Genomic DNA, 14922 nt, shown 5'->3' on the forward strand with positions numbered 1-14922 from the left:
GCAAAAAGTGGTAGCACCTGCCTGCATTCTGGTTGTTGATGATGAACCGCGCTCCGTGGAGGTTATTGCCCGTATTCTGCGTGAGGAATTTGAGGTTCTGAGCGCAACCAGTGTGGAGCAGGCCCGCGCATTGCTGGAGAACAACTGGGTTCACGCCATTTTTTGCGACCAGCGTATGCCGGGCATGAGTGGTGTGGAGTTTCTGGCAGAAGTGCGTGCCCGCTGGCCCGATATCGTGCGGATGATCGTAACCGGTTATACCGAACCGGATGATATGATAGACGCCATTAATCAGGCCGGTATCTACCAGTATATCACCAAGCCGTGGCACCCGGACCAGCTTTTGCTGGCAGCACGGAATGCTACGCAGCTTTTTGCCATGCAGCGGGATTACGAGCGTCTTTCGCTCGAACTCAGGCTGGCTCCTCCCGTGGTGGAGGGGCGTTTGCGCCAGCAGCGGGAGCGTGTGGCGGGCAGCTACCATTTTGACTCTATTATCCGCGCCCCTGCGAGCCCGATGGGTGATGTCTGCCGACAGGCCGCCAAAACAGCGGTATTTGACATTCCGGTGCTGATTGAAGGCGAGACCGGAACAGGCAAGGAACTGCTCGCCCGTGCGGTGCATTACGCCAGCCAGCGTGGTGCCGGAGCGTTTGTTGCCGTCAATTGTGGCGCCATACCGGATGACCTGCTGGAATCAGAATTGTTTGGTCATCGTAAAGGCGCTTTTACCGGCGCGCATGCGAACCGTCGTGGCCTTGTGGAAGAGGCTGATGGGGGCACACTTTTTCTGGATGAGATCGGCGATATTTCCCCCGCTTTTCAGGTCAAGATCCTTCGCTTTCTGCAAGAAGGCGAGTTTCGTCCCCTCGGTACTAACGAGACCACGCGCGTGGATGTGCGTGTACTGGCCGCAACGCACAGGGACCTGCGGGCGGAGGTCCGTGCAGGACGGTTCCGGGAAGATCTGTATTTCCGCCTCACGGGCATGGTGCTGAGCATCCCCCCGTTGCGGAGCAGACCTGCGGATATTCATGTTCTGGCACAACATCTGCTGGATGCCGCCTGCGCCCGGCATGGACGGCATGTGCGCGGTTTTGCGCCCGGCGTTATGGACGTGCTGGTGCGCTACGCATGGCCCGGCAACGTGCGTGAATTGCAGAATGAAATTTTGCGCATGCTGGTGCTGGCGGAAAGTGATAGTCTGGGGTTGGACCTCCTGTCTCCCATGCTCATGGGAGTGGAGCCTGCTTCTGCAACACCGCAGATACTGTCTGGGGTCGAACCTGCCGCGCATGAGAGTGGCACCCTGCAGGAGCGCATGGACGCGCTGGAAGCCGATGTGCTGATGGAAACCATCGCCCGGTGCGGGTGGAACAAAAGCCTCACCGCGCGGGAGCTTGGTCTCTCCCGCGTAGGGCTGCGGGCCAAGCTTGAGCGTTACGGCATTGTTCCCGATGCGGGGAAACAGAGTTTACAGAAGGGAAATTCCTGAAATGTGTCTTGGTATTCCCGGCCGGATAACGGCAATTGTGGATGAGCAGGCCATGCTGGCCGAGGTGGATGTATCTGGCGTACGCAGGCAGGTGGATGTGCTGTGTGTTGCGGAGCCGGGCAAACCGCTGGCAGAACTTGTGGGGGCATGGGTGCTTGTGCATGTGGGTTTTGCCATGAGCCGGATAGATGAGGCGGAAGCGCGGGAAACTCTGAGGCTGCTTGCCAGCATGGACGAACTGGCAGGGGAACTGGACGCCATGCGTAACAGTGCGCGAGCCTGAGCCATGCAGTTTGTAAAGGAGTTCCGCAACCCGCATCTGGCAGAAGCACTTCTGGCGCAGATCAGTCTTGTGGCCGAGCGTATTGGTCGTACCCGCAAGAACCCTGTTACGGTTATGGAGGTGTGCGGCGGACACACGCATACGATTTTCCGGTACGGGCTGGACCGGCGGCTGCCCGCCAATATCGAGTTTGCCCATGGTCCGGGCTGCCCGGTCTGTGTTCTGCCCAAAGGGCGCATTGAAGATGCCATAGCCATAGCACACAGGCCCGGCGTGATCCTGACCACATTTGGCGATGCCATGCGTGTGCCCGGCGGCAGTGGCAGCCTTTTACAGGCCCGCGCTGCGGGGGCCGATGTGCGTATGGTGTATTCCCCGCTGGATGCGTTGGCCCTCGCACGGGCCAACCCGGAGCGGCAGATTGTGTTTTTTGCTTTGGGGTTTGAAACAACGGCGCCTTCCACCGCCCTGACCGTTTTGCGCGCCAATGCCGAAAATATCAGCAATTTTTCCATTCTGTGCCAGCATATCACCATTATTCCCACCCTGCGCGCGCTGCTGGAACAACCCGACTTTACTGTGGATGGGTTTATTGGGCCGGGTCATGTTTCCATGGTGATCGGCACAGAGCCTTATGCTTTTATTGCTCAGGACTTCAAACGCCCGCTGGTTGTGGCAGGTTTTGAGCCGCTGGATATCCTGCAATCCCTCCTGATGGTGCTGCTCCAGATCGAAGCAGGGGACGCAAGGGTGGAAAACCAGTACGCGCGCGTGGTGGCACCACAGGGCAACCCGGCTGCCATGGCCGCCATCGCGCGGGTTTATGAAGTCCGGGAAGCATGCGAATGGCGCGGCCTTGGCCAGATTGCTGGGTCCGGTCTGCAATTGCGGGCTGAGTGGAGCCGCTTTGATGCGGAGAAACGCTTTGCCGTGCTTCCCCACCATCTGGCGGATCAGGAACAGTGCCGTTGCGGGGATGTGCTGACAGGGCGGATCAAACCCCCGCAATGTCAGGCATTCGGGCGGACCTGTTCACCCGATCATCCATCCGGCGCACTGATGGTTTCCTCCGAAGGGGCTTGCGCGGCGTATTACGAATATCATGGCGTAGGGGAGGCCGCATAATGCCCGGCACTTTAACTGGGGTTGGTGCAGAGGGTCGTATTACGCTTGCACATGGTGGTGGCGGCAGCGCCATGCGCTCCCTGATTGATGAGGTCTTTCTGTCCGCCTTCACATCAGGTCCGCTCACCGTGCAGGAAGATCAGGCCCGGCTGGACCTGACCACACTGGCGCAGGCGGGGGACAGGCTGGCATTTACAACAGATGCGTTTGTGGTGGAACCACTGGAATTTCCCGGCGGGAATATTGGAACACTGGCCGTGTGTGGCACGGTTAATGATCTGGCGGTGGGTGGTGCTACCCCTGTAGCCCTGTCGGCTGCATTCGTACTGGCAGAGGGGCTGGAGCTTGCCGTGCTCCGCAGGGTGGTGGAGGCCATGGCCCGGAGTGCGGCTCTGGCTGGTGTGCGTATTGTTACAGGGGATACCAAGGTTGTGCCCCGCCATGCCTGTGACGGACTGTTTGTAACCACAAGCGGGGTCGGGGTTATTCGGCCCGAACACACCATAAGCATAGCCGCCGGGCAACCTGGGGATGTGGTGCTGGTCAATGGCACATTGGGGGACCATGGGGCCGCCATATTGTGCGCACGTGGTGATCTGGCCCTTCAGACGCACCTGCAAAGTGATTGCGCTCCCCTGAACACTCTGGTGGATACGCTTTTGCGCGCTGTTCCCGATGTGCATTGCATGCGCGATGCCACGCGCGGTGGCGTTGCAGGGGTGCTGAGCGAACTGGCAGAGGCGAGTAACGTGCTGGTTACGGTTAACGAGGCCGCCTTGCCAGTGCACCCCGAGGTGGAAGGTGTGTGTGAAATTCTGGGGCTGGACCCGCTGTTTCTGGCCAACGAAGGCAAGCTGGTGGCGGTTGTTCCCGCATGCCGTGCAGAGCACGCACTGGCCACCATGCAAAGCCACCCGCTAGGGCGCAATGCTGCCATTATAGGCACGTTACAGGCCAGTCCCAGCGGGCAGGGAGCTGTTCATATTGTTAATGAGTTTGGTGGCGCGCGGGTTTTGACCATGCCATCAGGCGAACAACTGCCAAGGATTTGCTAACATGCGGCAAAACCCATCTGCTTCAGTTTTAAGCTCCTTTGGTATGGCGGCCCGCTCCATGCAGGGCTACAGGCTGCTGGTGGCTTTGCTGTTCTTTAATGGGCTTGCCTGGGTGGCGGCATGGTTCTGTTTTGGGGGGAACGCCACGCTCTTGGCATCTGCTTTGCTGGCATGGGTGTTTGGCCTGCGGCATGCCATGGATGCGGACCATATTGTGGCCATCGATCTGGTTACCCGCAAGCTCATGGTTGCCGGGCGCTCCCCTCTGGGGGTGGGGCTGTTCTTTTCTCTGGGGCATTCCTCGGTCGTGTGTCTTGCCGTACTCTTTCTGGCTGTTTTGCCAACGCATGACTGGCTGGAGCGCTGGCATCTTGTAGGGGGCAGTATTGGCTCGGCGGTCTCCATTGTCTTTCTGTTCCTTATGGCAGCGTACAATGTGTATGCGGCCTGGCGGCAATGGCATGCGTTGAGGCATAAAGCCGATATGCCCGATATGCCGCCTGGCGGAGTTATGGCCCACCTGTTTGGTCCGGTTTTTCGGCTTATCAGGCAGTCGTGGCAGATGTATCCGCTGGGTTTTCTGTTCGGTCTGGGGTTTGATACGGCAACCGAGATCGGCTTGCTGGGTTTGGCTGCGGCCCAGAGTGCACAGGGGCTGGGGTTTGTGGGTATTCTTATGTTCCCGTTGCTGTTTACCGCAGGCATGTCTGCCATAGACACGCTTGATGCGGTGTTGATGATGCGCGCCTATGGATGGAGCGCACAGACGCGAACCCGACGTCAGGTTTATAATCTGGCTATTACCAGTATCTCCGCTCTGGCTGCCCTTGGGGTTGGGGCTACCGAATATGTGGCCGGGCTGGGGGAAGATGGCGTAGCAGGTTCCGTTCTTGTGCAGATGGCCTCTGGCCTTGCGGAGCATTTTCCACTTCTGGGGAGTGTGATTCTGGGGGTATTTCTGGCGCTGTGGGCTGGTGCTTTTATGTGGGATAAAGTGGCTGCCCGGCGGGCGGAGAGTATGGCCTCCGTGCCACATACCCGAGGCTGAACCTGCGCCATGCGCACGGTTCTGGAACACAAGGTCCGTCATAGGCAGGGTGTTGCCGTAACGCCCAGAATGCGTGAGGCGCTCCGGCTGTTGCGCCTGCCACAAGCGGATATGGATGCTTATATAGCCCAGCAGGTGGAGCAGAACCCTTTTCTGGAACTGCCGGACTGGGAGTTTGATTGGGGCTCGGGCCGTCCGGACCCGTCTGCTGTGAACTCCACCCATGATATGATCGAACGGCTGGCCTCGACCGAGGTCTCGGTCGAGGAGCAGATGCTTCGTCAGATTGCACTGTCCTCCAGACCTGCATGGCTTTGCCGTCTGGCTGCCCTGCTGCTGGAGGAAGTAGATGAATACGGCCGATTATCCTCCGCCGCACTGGAGACATTCTGCCAGAGCAGGGGGATTGAGCGCGCCTGTGCGGAGGAAGCGCGACAATATCTGCTCAGGCTGGACCCTGTGGGGGTGGGGGCTTTTTCTGTTGCCGAGTGTTTTGCCGTGCAGCTTGATGATGAAGGGCTGTTAAGCAAGGCATTTACCAGATTGCTGGCAAATCTTGGCCGTCTGGTCAAAGGGGACCGGGCTGGTTTAGCAACGCTCTGTGGCGTGAGTGCGCAGGAACTGGAACAGATGCTCCTGACCCTGCAACGGCTCGAACCGTATCCTTATTGCAGGCCTGTTGTGGAACCGGCCTTGCTGCGCCGTGCTGAACTGCGCGTTGAACAGGACGAAGAGGGCGCATGGCATGTGTTTGCTTATGCAGACCCGGCACAGGGCCTGAAGCTGAACACGGAACTGCGGAGCCAGCTTTCCCCGCGCATGAGTGTGCGTGAACGGGGGCAGGTCAAGGACTGGATGACCGATGCACGCTGGCTTTTGAATGTTGTTGCCAGAAGGCGCAAAAGCCTTGTGTTGCTGGGGCAGAAAATTCTAGCCCGCCAGCCCGATTTTTTACATCGGGGTGTTGAAGCTCTGCATCCGCTGACTATGCTCCAGATCGCACAGGATATGCAGGTGCATGAAAGTACGGTCAGTCGGCTTGTGGCGGACAAATATATCTCCACACCAGATGGGGTCCTGCCGCTACGTTTCTTTTTTACTGCCGGGGTGGGTCGCCACGGGCAGGCCCCCCCACGCGCGGCCGCTGCGGCCAGAGCCTGCCTGCGCAGGGTTGTGCGGGAAGAAAAACCGGATAACCCCCTTTCCGATAGCGCCTTGGTCGAGGTTCTGGAACAGCAGGGGTTTAGTGTATCACGACGTACTGTTGTCAAATATCGCCAGCTTATGGGAATACGTTCATCCTTTGCCCGTAAAGGGCATACAATTACAGTATAGATCAAAGTTTTTTGGGGAATTACTATAATTAATTTATCTTTAATGTCTGTTGAGGCATGAATTATTGTTTATCGTGGGTAGACAGCACACTTGTGCCAAACACGTGGATATACTCTGTTTAATATTTGTAATTAGACCAGAATGGTTTACGGAAGAAAGTGCTACAGTCTTATTGGTAGAAGGGAATGCATGACCACGGCTGATTACCTGATTACAGCACGGATATGGCCGGCTCAGCCCCGAATATGCCCGTGCAAACGGCATGCTGGCTCTATCGCGTATAAGGTCATGAGTGGCGAATAAAACAGGACTACGCAATAGCCGGTCTATTATCTCCTCTTTTACAAAGAGTGCGCCAGCTTTCTGGTCTTGTCGCCATGCTGGCAGGGTGTGTGGCTCTGTCTCAACTCATGAGCCGCATGGGGCAAGTCATGCAGGTATGCTCAGCGCAAAAACTGCGTAAAGCCGGAAATGAGGTTATGCGCATGGTTTTTGGCAATGATGACAAAAAAATACTTAACCCCACAGATGTGGCGTTCGTGCGCAGGCATCTGACACCAAAACGGAGGAACCCCATGCCTATGTTCAAAGTTCTTTTATTTTCCATCTTGTTTGCAATAATGCCTCTTGTCGCCACGGGCGGTATAGCCCCGGCACAGGCCCAGAGCGGCATTGTCCGGCATAATGAGGCCGCATATCCCATTGCCTCCGCCATTGAGGTGCCCGCAGGATATTCCACCGTTTACGTAAGCGGCATTGGTGCTCCGATAACCAACCCCGCAGCCCCGGCCAAAAGTGTGGAGGCATATGGCTCCATGGCAACACAGACGGAGGAAAGTCTGAAGCGGATTAAGGATATTCTCAAGGATATGGGGCTAGGCATGGGAGATGTGGTGCAGATGCATGTTTATATGGTCGCGGATGCACAGACCAAAAAGATGGACTTTGAGGGCATGATGCAAGGTTACGCAAAATTTTTTGGCACAGGGGATCAGCCTAACCTGCCGGTCAGGTCAGCTTTTGAGGTGGCGCAATTGTCCAGACCCGGTTGGCTGGTGGAAATTGAGGTTGTGGCAGTCAAGCCGCCGCATCACTAATCCAGCCTGTGCAGAAGCAGGGGCCGTGCATGCCTTTGCACTATTTTAATACCGGGTAATGGCAGGCTACCTCGTGGTTGGGCGCAATCTGCGTTAAGGTCGGGGCTTCGTTCTGGCAGCGGGTTTGCGCAGCCGGGCAACGGGTATGAAAACGGCAGCCTGATGGCTTGTTAACAGGGCTTGGAATGTCTCCACGCAAAGGCGCATGCCTTGCTGCCCCCACAACCGGGCGGGGTACGGCTTGCGTCAGGGCTATGGTGTAGGGGTGGGCAGGGCTGTGCAGAACGGTATCTGTCTCCCCGAGTTCCACAATCACGCCAAGATACATGACCGCCACACGGGTGGATATCTGGCGGACCACGGCAAGGTCATGGGCAATAAAAACATAGGTCAGGCCGAGGCTTTTTTGTAAATCGGCAAACAGGTTGACAATCTGGGCCTGAACCGAAACATCCAGAGCCGAAACAGGTTCGTCCGCCACCACAAGGCGGGGGGAGAGCACCAGAGCACGGGCAATGTTAATGCGCTGGCGCTGCCCACCCGAAAATTCGTGCGGGTAGCGCTCCAGCGCCGCACGGGGCAGGCCGACCAGTTCCATCAGTTCGTCCAGCCTGTGTGCCATGGCCACGGACGTATGTTTGCGCCCGTCCGGTGTGCGGTGGACCCGCAGGGGTTCTGCCAGCAGGTCCCCGATCCGCCTGCGGGGATTAAGGGATGCGTAGGAGTCCTGAAACACCATCTGCATCTGCTGGCGCAGGGGGCGCAAAATACGTTCGGGCAGGCGTGTTATATCCTGACCATCAAAAACAATCTGACCGGCAGACACATCATCAAGCCGCAGCAGGCAGCGCCCCAGTGTGGACTTGCCGCAACCGGATTCCCCCACAAGACCCAGCACCTCGCCGGGCATAACGGTAAAGGAGACGCCATCCACCGCCCGGAGTATTTGCCCGTGTCTGAGACTGTAGGTCTTGTAAACATCCCTTACCGCCAGCAAAGGCTGCGTTGCATCCGGAGATGGGAGAGGGGGAGCGGCCTGCACGGTGGAAGAAGTGGACTGCATGGACCTTCTCACAGAACAGGTGTTGCGCTGGCGCAAAAGCGCTTGGGGAGGGGGCTCCCTTCCTTGGGCAGCACACAGGCAACCTTATGCGCCGGGCCAACCGTGCAAAACGCGGGGGGTGGCGCAGGCAGGCAGGTAGCATGGGTGTAGGTGCAGCGTGGTGCAAAGGCGCAGCCCGCCGGGCGCTCCAGAGGCTGGGGAGGAGTGCCGGGTATGGCTGGCAGCCTGTCCGGGCGTGGGCCGTTCATGGGCGGGATGGACGCCAGAAGTGCTGCGGTATAGGGGTGCTGAGGGTGAGCAAACAGGTCTTGCGTGGCACCTGTTTCCGCTGCCCGGCCGGAATACAGGACTAATGTGCTATCGCATGTTTCGGCCACCACACCCATATCGTGCGTGATCAGCAGGACAGAGGAACCATAGGTTGTACGCAGCCTGCGCATGAGGTCCAGAATCTGGGCCTGTACGGTTACGTCCAGTGCTGTGGTGGGTTCATCCGCGATCAGCAGGGATGGGTTGCAGGAGAGCGCCATGGCGATCATGGCGCGCTGGCGCAGCCCACCAGAGAGCTGATGCGGGTATCTGTTGGCGGTATTGGCGGGGTCTGGTACCCCCATTTCCCCCAGTAGTTCTACCGTGCGGGTGCGGGCCTGCCTGCGGGAGAGGTTCTGGTGAGCACGTAACTGCTCATCAATCTGCCAGCCAATGGTGTAAACGGGGGTAAAGGCGGTCATCGGGTCCTGGAAAATCATGGCGATTTCCCGGCCACGCAGAGCACGCATCTGCCTGCCCGACAGGCCGAGCAGGTCCTGCCCCTTAAAGCGGGCGGAGCCGCTCACATGCACGCCGGGTGCATCAATCAGCCCCATAAGGGCCATGGCTGTAACGGATTTGCCTGACCCGGATTCCCCCACCAGCCCCAGTATTTCCTGCTCACCAATGCTGAAGGACAGGTTTTCCACAATAGGGATGACCTGCCCGCGTGAGGTAAAGCTCACGCACAGATTATGCACATCCAGCAACGGGGGGGAGGGCGTGTTAGTGGGCATCGCGCACCCTTGGGTCAAGGAAAAGATAGGCTGCATCCACCAGAGCATTGGCCAGCACCACAAATACGGCCGAATACATGACCGTGGCCATGATCAGTGGCAGGTCAAGGCTGTTGAGCGCCTGATAGGTCAGGCGGCCCACACCCGGCAGGCCAAAAACAACCTCTGTCAGCAATGCGCCCCCACCTACAAGCTGTGCGAAGTCCATGCCAAAGAGCGAAACAAAGGTTATAAGCGCTGTGCGCAGGCCATGGCGGAGCAGGATACGGGCGGGGGACAAGCCTTTGGCGCGGGCGGTGCGTATGAAGTCCTCTCCCATAATCGCTACCAGATCAGACCGTAAAATGCGGCTGTAAATGCCAACAAACATGACTGCCAGCACGCACCACGGAATAACCAGCGCCAAAAACCAGCCACATGGGTCTTGGGTAAAAGGCACATACCCCAATCCCGGTACCCAGGAAAACAGCCATGTATCATGGTAACGGTTCTGGGTGATCAGGTTAACAACCTGCCCAAGCCAGAAAACGGGAATGGAAATACCAACCAGCCCCGCCATCATGAGTGTGCGGTCAATCCATGACCCTTTGCACGCAGCGGCAACAACCCCCATGCCAATGGACAGCACTACCCAAATAACAGCCGCTCCACTTACCAGTGAGAGGGTTACGGGGGCCGCCCGCATGATTTCGGGTACAACCAGTTCACCACGGTTGGCGTAGCTGGCCAGATCACGGGTGATGAACAGTTTTTTCATCATAATGGCGTATTGCACAGGTAAGGGGCGGTCAAAACCGTATTCCTTACGGACTTTTTCCATGGTCTGGGGGGCGGCATTGCGCCCCGCAATACGGGCCGTGGGGTCTGCTCCGGGTGTTGCAAAAAAAACGGCAAACACCAGTGCGGAAATACCGAACAGAACAAAAACTGTCTGGCCCAGACGGCGCAGGAGGGGCATGATCATGGTCTGTCCTTCCTCTTATTCCCGCCGGGAGGCATCGCGCACATCCAGTGCATCACGCAGGCCATCGCCCAGAATGTTCAGGGCAAGCACTACGGCCACAATGGCCAGACCCGGAGCAATGGCCACCATGGGGCGGGTGTAAATCAACCCCTCACCATCCAAAATGATGGTCCCCCATGAAGCAGCAGGGGCCTGCACACCAATGGAGAGGAAAGATAGGGCACTTTCCGCCAGCAGCGCCATGGCCATAAGCAGTGGTCCCATAACCACAAGCGTTGTGCTGACATTGGGTAGAATGTCGCGCAGTACAATACGCCAGCGGGGTACGCCAAGGCATTTGGCCGCAGTCACAAATTCGGCCTGCCGTAGCGCAATAACACGCCCGCGCACCGGGCGTGCGGCATAGGGTACATACACCAGTGCAATAATCACAATGGGAATAAGCAGGTTGTCGGCCTCTATAACAAAAGGTCCGATCCGCAGGCCCGAGGTAATTGTGACAATGGAGAGCGATATGGCGAACAGGTAAACAGGAACGGCCCACATAATATCCATCAACCGGGACAGGACCATATCTGTCACCCCGCCAAAAAACCCGGCGGTAATACCAATGGCTCCGGCCATAACAAGGCAGAGTACCGCAGCACTGAAGGAAATAAGCAGGGAGTTCCGTCCCCCATAGAGCAGCCGGGCCATAATATCACGCCCCTGACTGTCTGCCCCCAGCAGGTAAGCCGTGTGCCCCGTGGGGCCAATGGGGCTAAGGCCCAGATGCAGCGGGTTGTCGTTGGGCTGCATGATGTCCGTTTCCTGTCCGTTGAGCGTAATGGTGCCTGCAACGTTGGATACAAACGGGTCAGTATGGGCAATGTGACGGGCATAAAACGGCGCGCACAGGCTTGCCACCACAATAAAGGCAAGAACCGCAACCGAGGCAAGCGCTGCGCGGTTGCGCAGCAATGACCGCAGCGCGCTGGCCCACGGGCCGGCAGAAGGTCTGTGCGTGTCGGATGGCTTTGTCATCGTGCCTGCATTTGTCAGGTCCTCAAGGGGTAAAGTCACCTTGCGGCGTTAGGCGGGGAGTGGGCAGGGTCAGCCCTGCTCCGTCAGGAATGCTTCACGCTTCATTTCCAGTTCAAGCCACTGTTCTTCACATTCAGCCAGTCTGGCTTCAATTTTCTGGAGCTCGGTGGAGTGTCGGTCAAACGCTTTGGGGTCTTTGCCATACAGGTCGGGGTCTGCCATGCTGGCGCGGTGTGTCTGGGCCTTGGCTTCCAGTTTTTCCATTTCCAGCGGCAGGTTGTCCAGCGCATACTGGTCTTTGTAGCTGAGTTTACGGGTGGCTTGCCGGGTGGCCTGCTCGCGTGGTTTGGCCGGTTCGGAAGTGGGGACAACGGGGGCTGTTTCCAGCGGTTGCAGGTTCCGCTGTACCAGCATGTCGCTGTAGCCACCGGCATATTCCACCCATGCGCCCCCGCCTTCGGCCGCCAGCACGGATGTTGCAATACGGTCGAGAAAATCACGGTCATGGCTGACCAGCAGAACCGTACCGGGATAGGTGCTCAGCATATCTTGCAGGATATCCAGCGTTTCCAGGTCCAGGTCGTTGGTTGGTTCGTCCAGAACCAGCAGGTTGGATGGCTTGGCTAGCGCACAGGCCAGCATCAGGCGGCCCCGCTCCCCGCCAGACAGGGCGCTAACAGGGGTGCGGGCCTGCTCGGGGCGGAACAGGAAGTCCTTCATGTAGCCAATAACATGGCGCTTTTCGTCCCCGATCTGCACCATGTCTCCCCCGCCATCGGTCAGGGTTTCGGCCAGAGTGCGTTCGGGGTTAAGGGAACGGCGCTGCTGGTCCAGTGTGACCATGCTCAGGGATGGACCAAGGTTAATGGTGCCGCTATCTGGCTGGTCACCCCCGGTCAGCAGGCGCAGCAGGGTGGTTTTGCCCGCGCCGTTGGCCCCCACAACGCCCAACCTGTCCCCGCGCAGGATACGCAGGTTCAGGTTCTGGATCACGCATTTGTCTCCCCACGCCTTGTTCACATCCTCCGCCACCGCCACAAGGCGGCTGGAGGTAGAGGCGGACTGGGCATTGAGAGTAACCGTGCCCGGAGCGCGCACCGCGTCGCGCCGGGCCGTACGCAGGGCAGCCAGTTCGCGCACTCGGCGCACGTTGCGTTTGCGGCGGGCTGTTACGCCGTAGCGCATCCAGTCTTCTTCCCGCGCTATCTGGCGGTCCAGCTTGTGGGCGTCGCGCTCTTCCTGTTCCAGCACGTCTTCGCGCCAGGATTCAAATCGGTCAAACCCTTCATCCAGCCTGCGGGTTATGCCCCGGTCGAGCCAGACCACGGAGCGCGAAAGGGTAGAGAGTAACCGCCGGTCATGGCTGATCATGATCATGGCCGAGCCAAGGCTGAGCAGTTCGCGCTCCAGCCATTCAATGGTTGGCATATCCAGATGGTTGGTTGGCTCATCAAGCAGTAACACATCAGGAGCTGCGGCCAGCACGCCCGCAATGGCGCAGCGGCGGACCTCCCCACCTGAAAGATGAGCTGTGTTTTCCGTCCCTGTCAGGCCAAGGGCATCCAGCATGGGGCCGGTACGCCATTCCATGTTGGGGTCTGCAATCTGGGCGGCAACATAGTCGGCTGTTGTTGCATATGCGCTCAGGTCAGGTTCTTGGGGGAGGTAGCGTAATGAGGCACCGGGCTGAAGAAAGACGCTACCGCCATCTGGCTGAATAAGACCCGCCGCGATTTTGAGCAAAGTGGATTTGCCCGACCCGTTCCGCCCGACCAGACAGACGCGCTCGCCCTTGCCAACAGCAAACCCCGCGCCATCAAGGAGCGGTTTGCCACCAAGGGTTAAGGTAATATCCTGCAAATGAAGTAGGGGGGGTAGCGCCATAACAGATTGCCAGCCGTTCCAGAATAAGGTCGATCAAGGTTTCTGGCAGCTTTTTACCCAACAAATCAGGTCTGAGCTACACCCATACTGCTTACGGCCTGATAGGTGGCAACGGCAAGGGTTAAGGGGTCAAACGGCTTGGTAATGACAAAACTGGGTTCCAGCTTTTCGCCCGTCAGCAGGCGTTCGGGGTAGGCCGTTACGTAAATGACGGGTACCTTAAAGCTTGCCGTAATTTCGGCCACCGCCGCCATGCCATCCCCTCCCGGACCAAGGTTGATGTCCGCCAGAATAAGGCCCGGCCGGGTTTGCGCGGCAAGCTGCACGGCATCGACCTGCGTGTGGGCAATGCCAGCAACCTTGTGGCCACATTGCATGACCAGCAGTTCAATATCCATGGCAATAATGGGTTCGTCCTCAATAATCAGAACGGAGGTCTGCACCCCTTTGTGGAGCTGCTTTTGTGCGCTTTCCAGCTCTTGTGCGGCCTGATCGTGGGGCAGGCCGATAATTCTGGCTGCTGTTTCCACACTGATTTCTTCCAGCGTAGTCAGCAGCAGCAACTGCCGCTGTGTGGAGGAAAGCCCCGGCCCCTGGGTGCTTCTGTGTGTTTCGTCCGTAGCATAAAGGCGCGAGATGGCCTGATAAAGCTGGAGCAGGGGGGTAAACCCCTCCGCCGGGGGTTGGGAGGTCAGGCCCCTCAGGCTTTGTGCTACCAGCAGATCGCCCTCGGGCTGGTTGCCTGTCAGGGCGCGTGCATAACGTCTGCCATAAGGGAGAGCCCGGATCAGCCCGTCACGCAGTGACTCTGACATGACAAATCTCCTTATGATTAGGTCATGATAAAAACATACGATAAAGCAATGATGCCACGGAGCGGCGTTTGCCGAAAGGGGATGAATCCTGATTAACACACCAAATCCCGATCAGGGCGAGGCGCGTTCACCTTTTAGGGTAGAATTGCTGGCGCTTTTGCCATCCCTGCGCGGCTTTGCGCGCTTTTTGGCGCGCGACCCCGCGCTGGCGGATGATCTGGTGCAGGAAACCGTTTTGCGCGCGCTGGACCGTATGGCGCAGTATGAGGCTGGTACCAGCCTGAAGGCATGGTGTTTTACCATTTTGCGCAACCTTTTTCTGGAGCAGCGGCGGCGCGGCAAAAAAGAGCGTGAGGTGCTGGCCAATTACGGGCAGCATCCACAGCAACGGGCCGTGCCCTCAGCAGATGGGCGGCAGGAAGTGCACGAGCTTGAAGCCCTGCTCTGGCAGCTTACGCCGCTTTTGCGTGAGGCACTGGTGCTTATTGGTGCGCAGGGCATGACCTATGCCGAGGCGGCAGAGATTTGCGCGGTGGATGTCGGGACCATCAAGGCCCGTGTGTCCCGCGCTAGAACCATGCTGCACAAACTTGCGCAGCCGCAGGCGGAATAGGGCCGCCGGGGCCTGCGAGGGTTACGCGTTCTCGTTTTCGTGATTACAAAAAATGCATCCGGATGTAACCTTGGCG

Annotated in this window: 14 protein-coding genes; 8 read left to right on the forward strand and 6 right to left on the reverse strand. The window is 58.3% G+C overall.

Annotated features, from left to right (window positions below):
* Positions 1-7: 7 nt before the first annotated feature.
* The 7 genes from AB2L51_RS09425 to AB2L51_RS09455 all read left to right on the forward strand — a co-directional run bounded on the left by AB2L51_RS09425 (position 8) and on the right by AB2L51_RS09455 (position 7438).
* Positions 8-1495 carry a sigma-54-dependent transcriptional regulator gene (locus AB2L51_RS09425; protein ID WP_395582294.1) on the forward strand — a complete coding sequence of 496 codons (1488 nt, stop codon included), beginning with the start codon at positions 8-10 and terminating at the stop codon, positions 1493-1495.
* 1 nt (position 1496) lies between these two features.
* A complete protein-coding gene (locus AB2L51_RS09430) occupies positions 1497-1778 on the forward strand; it encodes a HypC/HybG/HupF family hydrogenase formation chaperone (protein WP_395582295.1) in 282 nt (93 codons plus the stop codon).
* 3 nt (positions 1779-1781) lie between these two features.
* Entirely contained in the window at positions 1782-2903 is a 1122-nt protein-coding gene (gene hypD / locus AB2L51_RS09435; RefSeq protein ID WP_395582296.1) for a hydrogenase formation protein HypD, read from the forward strand.
* Positions 2903-3958 carry a hydrogenase expression/formation protein HypE gene (gene hypE / locus AB2L51_RS09440; protein ID WP_395582297.1) on the forward strand — a complete coding sequence of 352 codons (1056 nt, stop codon included), beginning with the start codon at positions 2903-2905 and terminating at the stop codon, positions 3956-3958. Before hypD ends, hypE begins: the two co-directional genes overlap by 1 nt.
* Before the next feature lies 1 nt (position 3959).
* Complete coding sequence (locus tag AB2L51_RS09445) at positions 3960-5006, forward strand: HoxN/HupN/NixA family nickel/cobalt transporter (RefSeq protein WP_395582298.1); 1047 nt, start codon at positions 3960-3962, stop codon at positions 5004-5006.
* Between the two features lie 9 nt (positions 5007-5015).
* The gene (gene rpoN / locus AB2L51_RS09450) at positions 5016-6341 is read left to right on the forward strand and encodes an RNA polymerase factor sigma-54 (protein ID WP_395582299.1); all 1326 of its coding nucleotides are present in this window, start codon (positions 5016-5018) and stop codon (positions 6339-6341) included.
* Positions 6342-6916: 575 nt separating this feature from the next.
* Complete coding sequence (locus AB2L51_RS09455) at positions 6917-7438, forward strand: RidA family protein (protein WP_395582300.1); 522 nt, start codon at positions 6917-6919, stop codon at positions 7436-7438.
* 40 nt (positions 7439-7478) lie between these two features.
* Here AB2L51_RS09455 and AB2L51_RS09460 read toward each other — a convergent pair whose 3' ends face one another.
* The 6 genes from AB2L51_RS09460 to AB2L51_RS09485 all read right to left on the reverse strand — a co-directional run bounded on the left by AB2L51_RS09460 (position 7479) and on the right by AB2L51_RS09485 (position 14233).
* Positions 7479-8501 (reverse strand): ABC transporter ATP-binding protein, encoded by a 1023-nt coding sequence (locus tag AB2L51_RS09460; protein WP_395582301.1) that lies wholly within the window; start codon positions 8499-8501, stop codon positions 7479-7481.
* A gap of 8 nt (positions 8502-8509) precedes the next feature.
* Positions 8510-9547: an ABC transporter ATP-binding protein gene (locus AB2L51_RS09465; protein WP_395582302.1), complete on the reverse strand. Its 1038-nt coding sequence runs from the start codon at positions 9545-9547 to the stop codon at positions 8510-8512.
* On the reverse strand, positions 9537-10511 hold the full coding sequence (locus tag AB2L51_RS09470) for an ABC transporter permease (RefSeq protein ID WP_395582303.1): 975 nt from the start codon (positions 10509-10511) through the stop codon (positions 9537-9539). The genes AB2L51_RS09465 and AB2L51_RS09470 overlap by 11 nt, the downstream gene beginning before the upstream one ends.
* Before the next feature lie 15 nt (positions 10512-10526).
* Positions 10527-11534, reverse strand: a complete 1008-nt coding sequence (locus tag AB2L51_RS09475; protein WP_395582304.1) for an ABC transporter permease — start codon at positions 11532-11534, stop codon at positions 10527-10529.
* A gap of 69 nt (positions 11535-11603) precedes the next feature.
* The gene (locus AB2L51_RS09480) at positions 11604-13418 is read right to left on the reverse strand and encodes an ABC-F family ATP-binding cassette domain-containing protein (protein ID WP_395582305.1); all 1815 of its coding nucleotides are present in this window, start codon (positions 13416-13418) and stop codon (positions 11604-11606) included.
* A gap of 65 nt (positions 13419-13483) precedes the next feature.
* Positions 13484-14233, reverse strand: a complete 750-nt coding sequence (locus AB2L51_RS09485; RefSeq protein ID WP_395582306.1) for a response regulator — start codon at positions 14231-14233, stop codon at positions 13484-13486.
* A 166-nt stretch (positions 14234-14399) separates the two neighbouring features.
* Between AB2L51_RS09485 and AB2L51_RS09490 the strand changes: the two genes are divergently transcribed.
* A complete protein-coding gene (locus AB2L51_RS09490; RefSeq protein WP_337250299.1) occupies positions 14400-14846 on the forward strand; it encodes a sigma-70 family RNA polymerase sigma factor in 447 nt (148 codons plus the stop codon).
* Positions 14847-14922: the final 76 nt, after the last annotated feature.

This window comes from Acetobacter fabarum, assembly GCF_040702925.2.
Lineage (GTDB): Bacteria > Pseudomonadota > Alphaproteobacteria > Acetobacterales > Acetobacteraceae > Acetobacter > Acetobacter fabarum_B.

Bases quoted from the DNA above. Each gene is read 5' to 3' on its own strand.
- AB2L51_RS09430 (WP_395582295.1), top strand. From the start codon at position 1,497: ATGTGTCTTGGTATTCCCGGCCGGATAACGGCAATTGTGGATGAGCAG.
- hypD (WP_395582296.1), top strand. From the start codon at position 1,782: ATGCAGTTTGTAAAGGAGTTCCGCAACCCGCATCTGGCAGAAGCACTT.
- hypE (WP_395582297.1), top strand. From the start codon at position 2,903: ATGCCCGGCACTTTAACTGGGGTTGGTGCAGAGGGTCGTATTACGCTT.
- AB2L51_RS09445 (WP_395582298.1), top strand. From the start codon at position 3,960: ATGCGGCAAAACCCATCTGCTTCAGTTTTAAGCTCCTTTGGTATGGCG.
- rpoN (WP_395582299.1), top strand. From the start codon at position 5,016: ATGCGCACGGTTCTGGAACACAAGGTCCGTCATAGGCAGGGTGTTGCC.
- AB2L51_RS09455 (WP_395582300.1), top strand. From the start codon at position 6,917: ATGCCTATGTTCAAAGTTCTTTTATTTTCCATCTTGTTTGCAATAATG.
- AB2L51_RS09460 (WP_395582301.1), bottom strand. From the start codon at position 8,501: ATGCAGTCCACTTCTTCCACCGTGCAGGCCGCTCCCCCTCTCCCATCT.
- AB2L51_RS09465 (WP_395582302.1), bottom strand. From the start codon at position 9,547: ATGCCCACTAACACGCCCTCCCCCCCGTTGCTGGATGTGCATAATCTG.
- AB2L51_RS09470 (WP_395582303.1), bottom strand. From the start codon at position 10,511: ATGATCATGCCCCTCCTGCGCCGTCTGGGCCAGACAGTTTTTGTTCTG.
- AB2L51_RS09475 (WP_395582304.1), bottom strand. From the start codon at position 11,534: ATGACAAAGCCATCCGACACGCACAGACCTTCTGCCGGCCCGTGGGCC.
- AB2L51_RS09480 (WP_395582305.1), bottom strand. From the start codon at position 13,418: ATGGCGCTACCCCCCCTACTTCATTTGCAGGATATTACCTTAACCCTT.
- AB2L51_RS09485 (WP_395582306.1), bottom strand. From the start codon at position 14,233: ATGTCAGAGTCACTGCGTGACGGGCTGATCCGGGCTCTCCCTTATGGC.